Annotated in this window: 16 protein-coding genes; 10 read left to right on the top strand and 6 right to left on the bottom strand. The window is 68.9% G+C overall.

Translation table 11 applies throughout. The features are described from left to right. Positions 1-2 precede the first annotated feature (2 nt). Complete coding sequence (locus tag ACZYYX_RS23335) at positions 3-1,583, bottom strand: 1,4-alpha-glucan branching protein domain-containing protein (protein WP_463816988.1); 1,581 nt, start codon at positions 1,581-1,583, stop codon at positions 3-5. Then, positions 1,580-2,386 carry a class I SAM-dependent methyltransferase gene (locus tag ACZYYX_RS23330; RefSeq protein WP_463816987.1) on the bottom strand — a complete coding sequence of 269 codons (807 nt, stop codon included), beginning with the start codon at positions 2,384-2,386 and terminating at the stop codon, positions 1,580-1,582. The genes ACZYYX_RS23335 and ACZYYX_RS23330 overlap by 4 nt, the downstream gene beginning before the upstream one ends. 191 nt (positions 2,387-2,577) lie before the next feature. Between ACZYYX_RS23330 and ACZYYX_RS23325 the strand changes: the two genes are divergently transcribed. The 8 genes from ACZYYX_RS23325 (at position 2,578) to ACZYYX_RS23290 (ending at position 10,404) form a co-directional block, all read left to right on the top strand. Beyond that, positions 2,578-3,369 carry an electron transfer flavoprotein subunit beta/FixA family protein gene (locus tag ACZYYX_RS23325; RefSeq protein ID WP_463816986.1) on the top strand — a complete coding sequence of 264 codons (792 nt, stop codon included), beginning with the start codon at positions 2,578-2,580 and terminating at the stop codon, positions 3,367-3,369. A 68-nt stretch (positions 3,370-3,437) separates the two neighbouring features. After that, positions 3,438-4,394, top strand: a complete 957-nt coding sequence (locus tag ACZYYX_RS23320; protein WP_463816985.1) for an electron transfer flavoprotein subunit alpha/FixB family protein — start codon at positions 3,438-3,440, stop codon at positions 4,392-4,394. A 163-nt stretch (positions 4,395-4,557) separates the two neighbouring features. Continuing rightward, positions 4,558-5,418, top strand: a complete 861-nt coding sequence (locus ACZYYX_RS23315; protein WP_463816984.1) for a GNAT family N-acetyltransferase — start codon at positions 4,558-4,560, stop codon at positions 5,416-5,418. Then, entirely contained in the window at positions 5,415-6,260 is an 846-nt protein-coding gene (locus tag ACZYYX_RS23310; RefSeq protein WP_463816983.1) for a lysophospholipid acyltransferase family protein, read from the top strand. The genes ACZYYX_RS23315 and ACZYYX_RS23310 overlap by 4 nt, the downstream gene beginning before the upstream one ends. A gap of 47 nt (positions 6,261-6,307) precedes the next feature. Further along, positions 6,308-7,501 carry a cysteine desulfurase family protein gene (locus tag ACZYYX_RS23305; RefSeq protein ID WP_463816982.1) on the top strand — a complete coding sequence of 398 codons (1,194 nt, stop codon included), beginning with the start codon at positions 6,308-6,310 and terminating at the stop codon, positions 7,499-7,501. A gap of 2 nt (positions 7,502-7,503) precedes the next feature. Further along, positions 7,504-8,577, top strand: a complete 1,074-nt coding sequence (gene mnmA / locus ACZYYX_RS23300; RefSeq protein WP_463816981.1) for a tRNA 2-thiouridine(34) synthase MnmA — start codon at positions 7,504-7,506, stop codon at positions 8,575-8,577. Between the two features lie 40 nt (positions 8,578-8,617). Continuing rightward, positions 8,618-8,788: a hypothetical protein gene (locus ACZYYX_RS23295; RefSeq protein WP_463816980.1), complete on the top strand. Its 171-nt coding sequence runs from the start codon at positions 8,618-8,620 to the stop codon at positions 8,786-8,788. Positions 8,789-8,823: 35 nt separating this feature from the next. Beyond that, entirely contained in the window at positions 8,824-10,404 is a 1,581-nt protein-coding gene (locus ACZYYX_RS23290; RefSeq protein WP_463816979.1) for a Na+/H+ antiporter, read from the top strand. A gap of 3 nt (positions 10,405-10,407) precedes the next feature. Here ACZYYX_RS23290 and ACZYYX_RS23285 read toward each other — a convergent pair whose 3' ends face one another. Continuing rightward, positions 10,408-11,127 (bottom strand): SDR family NAD(P)-dependent oxidoreductase, encoded by a 720-nt coding sequence (locus tag ACZYYX_RS23285; protein ID WP_463817204.1) that lies wholly within the window; start codon positions 11,125-11,127, stop codon positions 10,408-10,410. Positions 11,128-11,221: 94 nt separating this feature from the next. Here ACZYYX_RS23285 and ACZYYX_RS23280 point away from each other — a divergent pair, with 94 nt between their 5' ends. Beyond that, on the top strand, positions 11,222-11,824 hold the full coding sequence (locus ACZYYX_RS23280; protein ID WP_463816978.1) for a TetR/AcrR family transcriptional regulator: 603 nt from the start codon (positions 11,222-11,224) through the stop codon (positions 11,822-11,824). A gap of 24 nt (positions 11,825-11,848) precedes the next feature. Here ACZYYX_RS23280 and ACZYYX_RS23275 read toward each other — a convergent pair whose 3' ends face one another. Then, entirely contained in the window at positions 11,849-12,502 is a 654-nt protein-coding gene (locus ACZYYX_RS23275) for a sensor domain-containing protein (RefSeq protein WP_463816977.1), read from the bottom strand. Positions 12,503-12,537: 35 nt separating this feature from the next. Between ACZYYX_RS23275 and ACZYYX_RS23270 the strand changes: the two genes are divergently transcribed. Next, complete coding sequence (locus ACZYYX_RS23270; protein ID WP_463816976.1) at positions 12,538-13,548, top strand: uroporphyrinogen decarboxylase/cobalamine-independent methonine synthase family protein; 1,011 nt, start codon at positions 12,538-12,540, stop codon at positions 13,546-13,548. Between the two features lie 35 nt (positions 13,549-13,583). Here the strand turns inward: ACZYYX_RS23270 and ACZYYX_RS23265 are convergent, their stop codons facing one another. Together ACZYYX_RS23265 and ACZYYX_RS23260 are read right to left on the bottom strand one after the other, a co-directional pair. Beyond that, positions 13,584-15,200: a 4-coumarate--CoA ligase family protein gene (locus tag ACZYYX_RS23265; RefSeq protein ID WP_463816975.1), complete on the bottom strand. Its 1,617-nt coding sequence runs from the start codon at positions 15,198-15,200 to the stop codon at positions 13,584-13,586. 16 nt (positions 15,201-15,216) lie between these two features. Further along, complete coding sequence (locus ACZYYX_RS23260; protein WP_463816974.1) at positions 15,217-15,648, bottom strand: MmcQ/YjbR family DNA-binding protein; 432 nt, start codon at positions 15,646-15,648, stop codon at positions 15,217-15,219. Positions 15,649-15,687: the final 39 nt, after the last annotated feature.

Below are 15,687 nucleotides of genomic sequence, written 5' to 3'. Positions count from 1 at the left end.
CGTCACGGGCTCGGGAGTCGGCGGGCGTCCAGCGCACCGAACAGACCGTCGGCGCGATTCCAGCCGGCGGCAAGACGTTCGGCGTGCTCGGTGCGGCCCGAGGCGAGCGCGTCGGAGATCTCGCGGGTCGCGTGGGCGTGCAGGTGCGCGCGGTAGCGGGCGTAGTCGGCGGCCGAGTCCTTGCTGACCATGAACGGCCAGTCACTGGACACCGTCAGCAGGGTCTCCCGCAGGATCTGATCGGCGACCAGCAGCCGTGGGCCCGGTGAGCCGAGGGCCGCCGAATGCGCCAGGGACTTGTCCACGGTGCTGAGCGCGGTGTCGACGACCTCGGTGTTGAGCCGCACGAGGTCGGCCACCTGCTCTCCCGACCACACCTGCCAGTCCTTACCAGATCCCCATGAGCTGGGCGGTAATTCGACCGGTTGGCCGACGTAACCGGCGGCCAGTGCGTCGGCCAGGGTGCCGACCTGGACACCGGCCTCCGGCAGCGCGCGCAGGACTTGCGCGAGCCACTGCGGCCCCTCGTACCACCAGTGTCCGAAGAGTTCGGTGTCGAACGCCGCGATGACGTGAGCGGGCCTGCCGATGCGCGCGCTCTCATTGAGGAGGCGCTCCCGCACCGTCGCGACGAAGTCGGCGACGTGGGCGTCGACGGCGGCCGCGGCACGCTCGGGATCGTAGGGCGCCTTCTCGTCGGAGGGCACATTGCGCCCGGTGACCCGGGCGGGTTTGAGCCCGGTCGCATGGTCGTAGGTGTGGAAGTCGCGGTAGGCGGCGTGGCCGGGGTATCCCGAGCGCGGCGACCACACGCGGTAACTCACGGTCAGGTCGCGGCCGAACGCCACGACCGGCGAGTCGGCGACCGGCCGGCCCAGGGCGGTGTCACCGTGCAGGGACGGCCCGTCGACCATGAAGTGGCCGACGCCGGCTGCGGCGTAGTCGATCTCCATGCCCGGGGCGTAGGCGCACTCCGGCGCCCAGATGCCTGCCGGTTGGTGGGCGAAGCGTTGGCCGGCGTCGGCGAGGCCCTCGCGCAACGCGAATTCGCGCAGTCGCGGGGTGAGCAGGGGCTGGAACGGGTGGGCCAGCGGGCCGCCCAGCAGCTCGATGACGTCACCGTCGATCAGCTCGCGCAGCACTGGGCTGCCGCCGTGGCGCCACAGCGTCTCGAACTCGGCGAGCTCCCGGTCGGCCTCTGCCAGTTCGCGGGAGCCGAAGCGGCGCAACGCTTCTGGCGCAGAAGCAGGAGACGGACCGGTCGGGGTGCGTATCGTCGCGGCTTCACGGGCGCGTAGCCGCCAGTTCGCCACCCAGTGGTGCATGCCCTGCAGGCAATACGGATCGTCGAGCTGGGCGGCCACCACGGGCGTGACGCCGAGGGTGAGTAGATGCCGTCGGTTCTCCGCGGCCAGCGTGCGCAGCACCCGGACCAGCGGCAGGTAGGCCGCCGACCACGATTGGTAGAGCCATTCCTCACCCACCGGCCATCTGCCGTGGTGGGCCAGCCAGGGGAGGTGGGTGTGCAGGACGAAGGTGAACAGTCCCGGCACCGGCTCGGCGCTCGGCTGCCCCGATGTCACGGCCGTACCGCGATCGCGACCAGATCGAGGCTCTCATCGATGTTCCGATCGGTGTCGCGATCGATGTCGAAGTCCTCGATCGTGATCGAGGCGATGTCGGTGAGCAGATCGGCCGGCCACGGCGCATCGGACAGTGCGCGGGTGATCTGTGCGTCGATGATCGATCCGCCGTGTCGGGCGTCCAGCTCACGCAGGCGGGCGCCGTGGTAGACGCCGTACAGACCGTCGAGGTGAAGGCCCGCGTCGGTCAGCAGCTCGGTCAGCTCCGCGGCATTGAGCTCGCGGGTGTGGAACGGGTTGACCGGGGTGTCGCTGCCGGGGGTGAAGGTGATGCGGTTGGGCGTCGACATCAGCAGCAGGCCGCCCGGGCGCAGCACCCGTCGGCACTCGGCGACGAACTGGCCCTGGTCCCACAAGTGCTCGATCACCTGGAAGTTGACGACGATGTCCACCGACTCGTCGGGCAGCGGCAGTTCGGCGAGGTTGCCGTGGCGCATGTCGACCCTGGGGTAGCGGGCCCGCACATGGGCGACGGCGTACTCGTCGTAGTCCAGACCGATCACGCGGCGCGCGACGCCTGCGATCAGGTCGGCGCCGTAACCTTCGCCACATCCGGCCTCCAGCACATCGGCGTCGGCGAAGCGCTCGGCCAGCCGGGCGACCAGGTCGCGGTAGACGATCTCGTGGCGGCGGAACCAGTAATTCTCCTCGGCGACGTCGGGCACGGTTCGCTCGCCGGTCAGCGCCATCGGCGCATCGGCCGGCGGCTCACCCACCTCGGAGGTGGTCACGTGTGTGCTCATCGGAAGGCAGGCTAACCCGTAACCGAGCGATGACGAATAGTTCGTCGCACCCGGGCGGGCGAGACCGCGTACTTCGACCAGCTATGGTGTTTTTGCGAACCGCCTTAAGTTACCCACTGGTAACATGGGGGTGAGAGCTCCAAACGTGATAAGGCGGGCCGGTCACCGGCCCCTTCGAGAAGGACGAACTCATGACGAACATCGTGGTTCTGATCAAGCAGGTTCCCGATACATGGTCGGAGCGCAAGCTCTCCGACGGTGACTACACGCTGGATCGTGAGGCCGCCGATGCGGTGCTCGATGAGATCAACGAGCGCGCTGTCGAGGAAGCGCTCCTGATCAAGGAGCGCGAAGGCGGCGACAGCACGGTGACGGTGCTCACCGCCGGTCCCGAGCGTGCCACCGAGGCGATCCGCAAGGCGCTGTCCATGGGTGCCGACAAGGCGGTGCACCTCGTCGACGAGGGCCTGCACGGTTCGGACATGGTGCAGACCGGCTGGGCGCTGGCCCGCGCGCTGGGCACCATCGAAGGCACCGAGCTGGTCATCGCCGGTAACGAGGCCACCGACGGAACCGGTGGCGCCGTCCCGGCGATCATCGCCGAGTACCTCGGCCTGCCGCAGCTCACCCACGTGCGCAAGCTCACGGTCGAAGGTGGCAAGGTCACCGGCGAGCGCGAGACCGACGACGGCGTGTTCACCCTCGAGGCGACCCTGCCCGCCGTGGTCAGCGTCAACGAGAAGATCAACGAACCCCGCTTCCCGTCCTTCAAGGGCATCATGGCCGCCAAGAAGAAGGAAGTGACGAAGCTGACCCTCGCCGAGATCGGCGTGGAGTCCGACGAGGTCGGCGTCGCCAACGCCGGGTCCAAGGTGCTGTCGTCGACGCCCAAGCCGCCCAAGACCGCGGGCGAGAAGGTCACCGACGAGGGCGAGGGCGGCACCAAGATCGCCGAGTACCTGGTCGCTCAAAAAATCGTCTAGGCAGACCCCCGGCCGACCCCGAAAAACTCCCCCTTCCATCACCGAAAGACTCAGAGGCAACGAATCTCATGGCTGAAGTACTTGTGCTCGTGGAGCACGCTGAAGGTGCGCTGAAGAAGGTCACCTCCGAACTGATCACCGCCGCCCGCACCCTGGGTGAGCCCGCCGCGGTCGTGGTGGGCAAGCCCGGCACCGCCGACGGGCTCGTCGACGGACTGAAATCGGCCGGCGCCGCGAAGATCTACGTCGCCGAATCGGACGACGCCGAGAACTACCTGATCACCCCGTACGTCGACGTGCTCGCCTCGCTGGCCGAGTCCGCATCGCCTGCGGCGGTCATCCTCGCCTCCAGCGCCGACGGCAAGGAGATCGCCGGACGGCTGGCCGCGCGTATCGGCGCGGGCATCCTCAGCGACGTCGTCGAGGTCCGCGAGGGTGGCGTCGGCATCCACTCCATCTTCGGTGGGGCGTACACCGTCGAGGCCGAGGCTGTCGGTGACACCCCGGTGATCACCGTGCGTCCGGGCTCGATCGAGGCCGCGCCGTCCGACGGTGCCGGCGAGGTCGTCTCCGTCGAGGTGCCCGCACCCGCGGAGAACGCGACCAAGATCACCAAGCGTGAGCCCGCTGTCCAGGGTGACCGTCCGGAGCTCACCGAGGCGACCGTGGTCGTCTCGGGCGGCCGTGGTGTCGGCAGCGAAGAGAACTTCAAGGTCGTCGAAGAGCTCGCCGACTCGCTCGGCGGCGCCGTCGGCGCGTCGCGTGCGGCCGTCGACAGCGGCTACTACCCGGGCCAGTTCCAGGTGGGCCAGACCGGTAAGACGGTCTCGCCGCAGCTCTACATCGCGCTCGGAATCTCCGGCGCCATCCAGCACCGCGCCGGCATGCAGACGTCGAAGACGATCGTCGCGGTGAACAAGGACGAAGAGGCGCCGATCTTCGAGATCGCCGATCTCGGCATCGTCGGTGACCTGTTCAAGGTCACCCCGCAGCTGACCGAGGCCATCAAGGCTCGCAAGGGCTGATCACCTCCAGGCACACCGAGCGGCCCCCGTCCTTGCGGACGGGGGCCGCTCGCTGTCTCGAGCCTCGAACGTCCGGGGGCGCACCCGAACCGTCACCCACCGCTCATGAACACGTCACGCACCGCTTGCCGTCGCGCCGATCGCCTGCGCGACCGTGCTGACCATGAGCACTGCTTCTGTACTCATCTCCGCCCAGGACGTCCACGACACACACATGCCGGCCGGTACGGCGCCCCGCTACTCGCTCCTGCTGTGCCGTGACGACGCCTCGATCGAGGCGGCCCAGCGGCTGCGCTACGACGTGTTCACCTCTGAGCCCGGATTCACCCTCGCCGACGGCGGCAGTGGCCGGGACTCGAGTGGTCTGGACAGAGACCGATTCGACGAATACTGCGACCACTTGCTGGTCCGCGAGGACCGCACCGGCGAGCTGGTCGGCTGCTATCGCATGCTGCCGCCGCCGGGTGCGATCGCCGCCGGCGGCCTCTACACCGCAACCGAGTTCGACGTCTCGGCCCTCGACGCGCTGCGGCCGTCGCTGGTCGAGATGGGTCGGGCCGTGGTGCGCGACGGGCACCGCAACGGTGCCGTCGTCCTGATGATGTGGTCGGGCATCCTGGCCTACCTCGACCACAGCGGCTACGACTACGTGACCGGGTGCGTCTCGGTGCCCGTCGCGGACCCGGCCGGTGTCGAACCCGCCGGCACCCACCTGCGCGGCGTCCGCGACTTCGTGATGCGCCGCCACCGCGCGCCGCGCGACCTCACCGTCCGCCCGTACCGGCCGGTGCTGGTCGATGGCCGCAACCTGGACGACATCGCCCCGCCCGCCCGGGTGTCGGTACCGCCGTTGATGCGCGGATACCTGCGCCTCGGCGCCCAGGTCTGCGGCGAACCCGCCCACGATCCGGACTTCGGCGTCGGCGACTTCCCGGCGCTGCTCGACAAGCGCAGGGCCGACATCCGCTATCTGACGAGATTGCGCTCGGCGGGCGCGGCGACCTCGACGGTGGGCGCATCGTGAGCGCCCGCCCGCACGCCTGGTTGCCCGCCGCCTCGTGCGGCCCGGCCTGCATCTCGGCGGGCACCGCCACGTCGAGCCGGCGCGCCGCCACCGCTTTCCGCGTGACGTTGCGCGCGGCGCTGACCGTGGTACTGCTCCCGACGCTGCCGGTGCTGGCCGTTCCGCTGCCAGGCCGATCGCATCTGCAGCGCCGATACTGCCGAATCGTGCTGCGCTGCCTGGGGATTCGGATCACGGTGTCCGGCGGGCCGATTCGCAACGTGCCCGGCGTGCTCGTCGTCAGCGGGCACGTCTCGTGGGTCGACATCTTCGCGATCGGCGCCGTCATGCCGGGCGCCTTCGTCGCCAAGGCAGAGATGATCGGATGGCCCGGGCTCGGGGCGCTGGCCCGGCTGATGAAGGTCATCCCGATCGAACGGGACAACCTCCGCCGGTTGCCGGAGGTGGTGCACGCGGTCGCCGAGCGGCTACGCGCCGGCCGCACCGTGGTGGCGTTCCCCGAAGGCACGACGTGGTGTGGCCTGGGTTACGGGCCGTTTCGCCCTGCGATGTTCCAGGCCGCGATCGACGCCGGCCGTCCGGTGCAACCGCTGCGGCTGAGCTATCACCACCGCGACGGACGGGCGTCCACCGTGGCGGCCTACATCGGTGACGACAGCCTGCTCACCTCGATCCGCAGACTCGTCACGGCGCAACGCACCGTCGTGCACGTCCGCGTCGAATCACTGCAGCTGCCGGGAGAGGATCGCCGCGACCTGGCCGCGCGATGCGAGGCCGCTGTGCGGGGGACCAGCGCGATCGCGATCAAGGCCCGCGGAGAGGGTCACGCGCTGGCGGCCTGAGTGCTCGAATGCGGGCGCGGGCCTCGTCACGGCTATTGTGGAGCGTTGTGACTGCGTCCGCGGTGTATCTCGACCACGCTGCCACCACCCCGATGCGCCCAGCTGCCATCGAGGCGATGACCTCTGCGATGACCTCGGTCGGGAATGCCTCGTCACTGCACGGATCGGGCCGCCTGGCGCGGCGTCGGCTGGAAGAGTCCCGCGAGACCCTGGCGGGCCTCTTGGGCGCGCGCCCCTCGGAGGTGATCTTCACCGCCGGAGGTACCGAAAGCGACAACCTCGCCGTCAAGGGCATCTACTGGGCCCGCCGTGACGCCGACCCCGCCCGCCGCCGGATCGTCACCACGCCCGTCGAACACCATGCGGTCCTCGACGCCGTCGAATGGCTGGTCGACCACGAAGGCGCCGAGGTGACCTGGGTGCCTGTCGACCGGCGCGGGATGGTCACCGCCGAGGCCCTGCGCGCCGCCATCGGCGACGCGGGCGATGTCGCCCTGGTGTCGGTGATGTGGGCCAACAACGAGGTCGGCACGATCATGCCGATCGCCGAGCTGGCCGCCGTGTCTGCGGCCGCCGGTGTCCCGATGCACAGTGACGCGGTGCAGGCGGTCGGTCAGATCCCGGTCGACTTCGCCGCGTCGGGCCTGTCGGCGATGAGTGTGACCGCACACAAGTTCGGCGGCCCCACCGGCGCGGGCGCGCTCCTGCTGCGGCGGGACACCGCGTGCGTACCGCAACTTCACGGCGGTGGCCAGGAACGCGACGTGCGCTCGGGCACGCAGGACGTCGCCGGGGTGACCGGAATGGCCGCTGCAGCGCGCGACGCCGTCGAGACCATGGATGTCACGGCGGCCCGGGTGCGTGCCCTGCGAGACCGCATGATCGACCAGGTGCTCGCGACCATCGACGACGTGGAACTCAACGGCCCGTCGGGTGCCGGCCGGTTACCCGGCAACACCCACTTCACTTTCCGCGGGTGTGAAGGTGATTCGCTGCTGATGTTGTTGGACGCCAAGGGAATCGAGTGTTCCACCGGGTCGGCGTGCACCGCGGGAGTGGCGCAACCGTCGCACGTGCTCACCGCGATGGGGGCCGATCCGGCCAGCGCCCGCGGTTCTCTCCGATTCTCGCTGGGACACACCAGCACCGACGACGACATCGACGCGGTGCTGGCTGTGCTGCCCGCGGCCGTGGAGCGCGCGCGGCATGCGGCGTTGGCGAGCGCGACGGGACGGGCGTAGCCATGCGGGTTCTGGTTGCGATGAGTGGCGGCGTCGACTCTTCGGTGGCGGCGGCGCGCATGGTGGACGCCGGACACGACGTGACGGGCGTGCATCTGGCTTTGTCGTCGGCGCCGGGCACGCTGCGCACCGGTTCGCGGGGATGCTGCTCGAAGGAAGACGCCGGCGACGCCCGTCGTGTCGCCGATGTGCTCGACATCCCCTTCTACGTCTGGGATTTCGCCGATCGCTTCAAAGAAGACGTCATCGACGACTTCGTGGAGGCCTACGCGCGCGGCGAGACGCCCAACCCGTGTGTTCGCTGCAACGAGCGAATCAAGTTCTCCGCGTTGGCCGCTCGCGCCTTGGCGCTCGGTTTCGATGCGGTGGCCACCGGCCATTACGCGCGACTGTCCGACGGTCGGCTGCGCCGGGCCGTGGATCATGACAAGGACCAGTCCTACGTTCTGGCGGTGCTCACCGCCGAGCAGTTGCGTCATGCAGTGTTCCCGATCGGCGACACCCCCAAGGCGCAGATTCGCGAGGAGGCGGCCCGGCGGGGACTGTCGGTCGCCGACAAGGCGGACAGCCACGACATCTGCTTCATCCCCACGGGGGACACCCGGGCGTTCCTCGGCGCGCGGATCGGTGTGCGCAGGGGAGCGGTCGTCGACACCACCGGCGCCGTGCTGGCCGAACACGACGGTGTGCACGGCTTCACGATCGGGCAACGCAAGGGGCTCGGCATCCCCGGTCCCGGTCCGGACGGTCGACCCCGGTATGTCACCGGTATCGACGCGGACTCGGGCACCGTCTACGTCGGTGACGCCGCCGATCTCGAGGTGCATTCGCTGCGCGGAGAGCGGCCGGTCTTCACCTCAGGGGTCGCCCCCGACGGTCCGGTCGAAGCCACGGTGCAGGTGCGCGCTCACGGCGGTACGGCCGACGCCGTCGCGCACGTCCATGACGGTGCCGTCGTCGTCGACCTCCGTAGCCCGCTGCGCGGGGTAGCGCCGGGGCAGACGCTCGTGCTCTACCGCCCTGACCCTCAGGGGGACGAGGTGCTCGGTAGTGCGACGATCGCCGAGGCGCGCTGACGAACCGCTTCGCCTGCGGCGCAATGCTTTCCGGTGTGCCGTGGCGCTCGGAGTGTGGTGCACGGCGCTCGCTCCGGCCGCGCCGCTCGGCGAGCATGCCTTCAGCGCCGCCTGCACCAGCCCGGGTCGGCCCGCCGTGATGATCCTGCGCGACCATGGCATCGTCACCCCGGCTGATGACGGTTACGTGTACCGCCGCTGCGGCGCCTGATTGACAGGTGTGCACCGTGGCGTGAGGGTGACGAGGTGGACCATGCCGAGGTGCTGATCACCGCATTGCTGATGGCCGTCGCGGCGCTGGGTGCGCTCGCGTGCCGACTCTCGGTGCCGTATCCGATTCCGTTGGTGATCGGGGGCGCGCTGGCGGGGTTCATCCCCGGCCTGCCCGACATCAGCCTCGAACCCGACCTCGTGCTCGCGCTGTTCCTTCCACCGCTGCTCTACAAGTCGGCGATCTATGCGAACTTCGGCGATTTCCGCACGGGGCTGCGCAGCCTCACGCTCAGCGCCGTCGCCCTGGTCGTCGTCACGATGGGCGTCGTCGCATGCGCCGCCCACGCTGTCATTCCCGACATGCCTTGGGAGGCAGCCTTTGTCCTCGGTGCGATCGTGTCGCCGACAGATCCCGTTGCCGCCGCGACGATCATGCGCCGCCTCGGCGCGCCCCGCAGGTTGATCAGCAGCGTCGAGGGAGAAGGTCTGTTCAACGACGCCACCGCGCTCGTCGCGTTCCGGGTCGCGATCGCCGCGACGGTCGCGGGTGGCTTCTCGCTCGCCGATGCCGGTCTGAGCTTCGTGCTGGGTGCGCTCGGCGGCATCGCGATCGGGCTGGTGGTGGGCTGGCTGTCGGGGTGGGTGCGCGCCCGCATCTACGACGCGCAGATCAGTGTCACGATCTCGCTTCTCACCGGCTACGCCGCGTTCCTACCCGCCGAAGCGGCGGGGGCCTCGGCCGTGCTGGCAGTCGTCACCGCAGGCATCGTCATGGCGATCCGCAGCCCCGAGGTGCTGGAGGCCCGGCCGCGGCTGCAGGGCTATTTCGTCTGGGACATCGTCGATTTCCTGATCAACGCCACCCTGTTCGCGATGATCGGTCTGCAGCTGCACGCGATCGTGTCGGGCTTGCACGAATACCGCTTCCCGGCGCTGATGGGCTATGCAGTCGCGGTGATCGCCGCGGTGGTGGCCAGCCGCTTCCTGTGGTTCTTCTCGGTGCCGTATCTGATCCGGGTACTCGACCGACGCCCCCAGCAGCGCCGGAGACGCGCACCGGCATCGTGGCGACTCGTGTTGGCGTGGAGCGGGATGCGCGGTGCGGTGTCTCTTGCGGTGGCGTTGGCCGTGCCGGTGCAGACAGCGGACGGGTCGCCGTTTCCGCACCGCGAGCTGATCCTGTTCCTCACGTTCGCGGTCATCTTCTTCACGCTGGTGGTGCAGGGGTTGACGCTGCCGGCGCTGATCGACCGGTTGGATCGCACGGCCGACCCCGAGACCGCAGAAGAAGACCGTGCGCGTCTGGCGGCTGCGCGTGCGGCGATCGAGCGCATCGACGAACTCGCGGACGAAGAGTGGACGCGGACCGACACCGCGGAGCGCATGCGGGGTCTGTACGAGTACCGCACCCAGCGTTTCGAGGCCCGGCTGGCCGGCGACGAGGTCGGTGAGTACGAGGAACGTTCGCGGGCGTATCAGGACATGGTGCGATCGGTCCTCGAGGCGCAGCGTCGCGAGCTGCTGGTGATGCGGCGAGAGGGCAAGCTCTCGAACGAGGCGTTCAACCGCATCCTCTACGACATCGATCTCGAAGAGTCGCGCCTGGAGACGTGACCGTCACACCTCGAACGGGAAGGCCAGAGGCGGGCCGGACAGTAGTTCCTTGGCCTTGCGGCCGAGCGCGTCGAAGATCTCCACCTCGCCCGCCTCGAGCCCGTCGAGAGCCACGGTGACCAGGTCGGCGGGGTCGACGACAGCGCCCTCACCGAACTCGATTCCTTGCCGTTCTGCGAAGTCGAAGAGCGTCTGGGTACCGATGAGACCTGGAATCAACGCTGCGACAAGCGTTCCTTGATCAGCGAGTTCCATGCGCGCGTTGTTGGTCAGACCCCACTCGGCTGACTTCGAGGCAGCGTAGGCGGCGTTTCCGTCGACGGTCGTCCATGCTGCTGCCGAGAGTACGTTGAGGATCGCGCCGCCTCCATTGCGGGCGAGGACGGGTGCGAAGGCGCGGATCAGCGCGAGCGTGCCGAAGTAGTTCGTCTCCATCACGGATCTGATCGCACCGAGGTCTCCGGTGATCAGATGTCCTCCGGCGGTGTCGGCGGCATTGTTGATCAGGATGTCGACGTCTGGCGCCGCCGCCACGGCGGCGTCGACCTGGCCGGCGTCGGTGATGTCGAGCCGGACCGGCTCGACCCCGGGCACGTCGATGAGTTCGGGGCGTCGCGCCGCGGCGTAGACCTTCGCCCCGCGTCGCAGCAGCTCGATGGCGAAGGATCGGCCGAGGCCGCGGTTCGCACCGGTCACCAGAGCGGTGGCGCCGTGAATCTGCATAGGAGTGTTCCCTTCGGGCAGTGAAGATGACCATGCGGTCATGTTTCCACCGTGGCACAACATGACCGATCGGTCAACTTGGTACCCTGGTGCCATGTCGTCGCCTGCCCGCCCCCAGCGCGCCGATGCCACCCGCAACCGCGCGTCGCTGGTGGCGGCGGCCGAGAAGGTCTTCGCCGACAAGGGGCACTCCGCCTCGGTGGCCGACATCGCCGCTGCCGCGGGGGTGGCCAAAGGCACCGTGTTCCGGCACTTCGCCACCAAAGAGGATCTGATCGCCTCGGTCGTGTGCGATCACATCGCTGTACTGTCCAGTGCTGCAAGACAACTCGCAGATTCTGTGGAACCGGGGGAGGCCCTGCTGGAGTTCCTCACCGTCGCCGCGGATCAGCGGCGGCAGCACGACCTGACGTTCGTGCAGACCGCCAGCGACGACGATCCCCGCGTGGTGAGGGCGCGCACCGAACTGCACGAGAGCCTCGAGGTGCTCGTCGGGCGGGCCCGCGAGGCGGGGGCTGTGCGCGCCGACATCACCGAGGCCGACGTGTTCCTGCTGATGTGCGCGCCGGTCCATGCGGTCGAGTACGTCGCCGACCCGTCGCCGGAGCTGTGGCGGCGCTACCTCGCGATCATCTTCGACGGGTTGCGGCCGCAGGGCGCGCACCCGCTCCCGCACCCCGCGCCGGTGTTGCCGTAGCTTTTCTTCTGCGGCTCGCGCCCCTCAGCGCGGCACGTTGTCGACGATGTTCGTCATCACCAGTTCGGGCACCGAGTCGGGAAACGAACAGAACGTCACCTCGACCATCACCACCGACTTCACCTGGTAGTCACGGCCACACGAGCCCGGACGGATGCGCACCGAATCGTCAGTGGCGAGCACATCGCCGACCAGCATCGAGCCCTGCTCGGTGTCGCTGCACGCATCGATCTGCCGGGTCAGATCGGTCAGCGCGGTGACCGCGGTCGCGGTGTCGCGATACCCGGCAGCGGCCTGGGAGATCAGCCCGCCCCGCCGGGGGCTCTGGTAGGTCTCCTTGTGGAACTCCTCGACGTCGGGGCCGAAGACCTCCGTCTCGGCGAACAGCCATCCGCACTCCTGCGGCAGCTCTCGGGAGAAGGGGTCAGGGAGAAATCCCTGATCGGTCGGAATGTCCACGGGCACTTTGCTTTCCATGCCCGGCACCGGGCTGAGGTCGGCGCCGGCGCCGCTGAGCGCCTGCATCTGCGACCGATCCAGCAACAAGGCGTCGACGTCGACCGGCGAGCGGGAATTCTCGTCGAGGGCGGGCACCGGTCGGGTGGCTGCGCCAGAGACGGTCTGCGTGCATCCGGAAAGGACGACTGCCAGCGCGCACAGAAGCACACGGCCCGTCATGCCCCGACACTAATGCGTCGCCTATCGTCGGGCGAATGACTGCTTTCGCCACCGCGACAGGGATCGGATCATGGCCGGGTGTGTCGGCCCGAGATGCCGCCGAAGTGGTGGTGGGGGAGCTGCACCGGCTGCCCCATCTGGTCGAGTTGCCGGGCCGCGGCGTGGGCGCCGACATGATCGGACGCGCGGGTGCGCTCCTGGTCGACATCGCATTGGACACGGTGCCCCGCGGTTACCGCATCGCGGCGGGGCGCAGCGCGGCGACTCGTCGTGCGGTGAGCCTGCTCGACGAGGACGTCGACGCACTCGAAGAGGCTTGGGAGAAGGCAGGATTGCGCGGCGGTGATCGGGTGGTCAAGGTGCAGGCCCCCGGTCCAGTGACACTCGCCGCGCACCTGGAACTGGGCAATGGGCATCGAGCGATCACCGATGCCGGCGCCGTGCGGGATCTCACCACGTCGCTGGCCGAGGGGGTGGCAGCGCACCGGGCGGAGCTCGAACGGCGACTGCAGGCCACAGTCGTCGTCCAGTTCGACGAGCCCACCCTGCCCTCGGCGCTGGCCGGGCGGCTGAGCGGGGTGAGCAGTCTCAACCCGGTCCACCCGGTGGACGCGGCAGTGGTCACCGGGCTGCTCGACGAGTGTGTCGCCCGCGTCGGCGGCGAGGTCGCCGTGCACTGCTGCGCCGCCGACGTTCCGTGGACGGTGTTGCAGCGCAGCGTGATTGCTGCGGTGATGGTCGATGTCCGGACGCTGAACGCGACCGATCTCGACGGGGTCGGCGAGTTCCTGGAGTCCGGCCGCACGGTGCTGCTCGGGGCGGTGCCGGCACTCGCGCCCGCGCCCCGGCCAGCAGTCGAGGAGATCGCCGCCACGGTGGCCGCGGTGACCGACAGGCTCGGCTTCCCCCGGACCGTGCTGCGCGACCGGGTGGGTGTCACCCCGGCATGCGGGCTCACGTCCGCGACGGTCGAGTGGGCCCGCCGCGCAGTCGAGTTGGCACAGAAGGTCGCCGACGGCCTGGCCGAAGACCCCGACTCCGCATAGCTCGCAGACGGGGTAGCGCTCAGACGGTGCAGCTCTCAGGCGTTGCGCAGATCCTTGCGTAGGATCTTTCCCGACGCGGATTTCGGTATGGCGTCGATGAATTGGACCTGCCGAACCTTCTTGTAGGGCGCCACCTGGCCGGCGACGAAGTCGATGACCTCGTCCTCGGTCAGCTCCGCGTCGGCCTGCTTCACCACGTACGCCTTGGGCACCTCTTCGCCGTCGTCGTTCGGCACCCCGATCACCGCCGCGTCGGCGACGCCAGGATGGCCGAGCAGCACGGCCTCCAGCTCGGCCGGGGGCACCTGATAGCCCTTGTACTTGATCAGCTCTTTGAGCCGATCGACGATGTACACACAGCCGTGGGCGTCGACCTGCGCGAGATCACCGGTGTGCAGCCAGCCGTCGTCGTCGATCGTCGAGCGAGTGGCTTCGGTGTTGTTCAGGTATCCGGCCATCACGTTGGGGCCCTTGAACCACAGCTCACCGGTGGCACTGAGACCCTCCTCGGGAGGGTTGATGTCCTGGCCGGTCTCGGGGTCGACGATCTTGGACGCCGCATTCGACACCGTCCAGCCCACCGAACTCAGCGGCGCATCGACATGCATGTCGTGCTTGCCGGCGTCGAACGGGGTGATGTGGCTGACGGGGCTGAGCTCACTCATCCCGTAGCCCTGCACGACACGGCAGTCCAGCCGCTCGGCGACGGCGCGACCGAGGTCGGCGTCCAGCGGAGCCGCCCCCGACATCACCACCTTCAGAGACGACAGGTCGTGCTCGTCGACCAGCGGGTGCTTGGCCAGCGCGACGGCAACCGGCGGTGCGATGAACGCGATCGTGCACCGATGCTCGGCGATGTTGCCGAGGAACTGGCCGAGGTCGAAGCTCGGCATGATGATCAAGCGGGCCCGCGCGTGCAGCGCGGCGTTGAGGAGCACCGTCATCCCGTAGATGTGGAAGAACGGCAGCACCGCCAGAACGACGTCGTCGGGAACCATGCCGTGCAGCGGTCGGATCTGCGCGACGTTGGCCACCAGGTTGCGGTGGGTCAGCATCACACCCTTGGGGTTGCCCGTCGTCCCGGAGCTGTAGGGCAGCGCGGCCAGATGCGACGACGGCGCGAACGTCACGTCCGGAGGTGGGGGGTTGCCGTCGTGGAGTTCGACGGCGCTGGGGTGGCCGTCGACGGCCCGGCCCGGTCCGTCGAGCACCACGAGGTTCTCGGCGGGAATCCCGACCAGCTCGACGGCCTCCGCCGCCGCAGAGGCCAATGCGGACACTGTGATCAGCATGGTCGCTCGTGAATCCGTCAGCTGTTTGGCGATGTCTTTCGCGGTGAACAGCGCGTTGATGGTCGTTGCGGTCGCTCCGGCACGCAGGATGCCGTGAAACGCGACGGCGAACGCCGAGCTGTTGGGGGCCAACAGCCCGACGACGTCGCCGACCCCCAATCCGCGTGCCGCGAGCGCGCCCGCGAACGAGTCGATTCTCGCGACCATTTCGCGATAGCTGGTGTGGCGGCCGGTGGTGGAATCGACCAGCGCGACGCGGTCCAGATGCTCGGCGTCCGGGCCCGCCAAGCCGGCGAACAGATAGTCGTAGACGCTTGCGGTGGGGATGTCGACTTCGGGGAAGGGGCTCGAGAAGCTCATGGTGTCTCCGATCGAATCATGTCCGGGGCGCATCGGGTCGGTCTTGGTCGAGCTGCTTGATCGATTTCTTCGGCGCGGTCAAACGGTAGGAGGCGTCGATGAGTTCTCCGACCTCGCCCCAGTCCACCTCCGCGATGGGCGTCGCGGCGAGGTCCAGCCCGAGCCATCCGAACGGACCCAGGTAAGCGGGCACGAAAAAGCGATCGTCCTGTTCGAGGGCCAGCCGGTCGCTCTGATCGACCTTGACCAGCACCGCATACGGAAAGCGGATGTGTTCCCCACCCCGGGTGCCCTTCTGGGAGCCGCCGTAGACGACGAACATCTTCGGTGCGCAGAACACGGGCCTGCCGTGAGAGACCTTTTCGAATGCGCCGGGGTAGGCGAGCGCGATCGCGCGGACCTCCGCGAGCCCGGGATCGTGTTCGGAGAACATGACCGGATGCGGCATGTCAGCAGAGTAGCCAGAAGCCCCGGCCATCATGTCTGT

The organism is Mycobacterium sp. IDUB_1, from assembly GCF_055419625.1.
The sequence above is the reverse complement of the archived record's forward strand: the minus strand, read 5'-3'. Positions and strand labels throughout refer to the sequence as shown.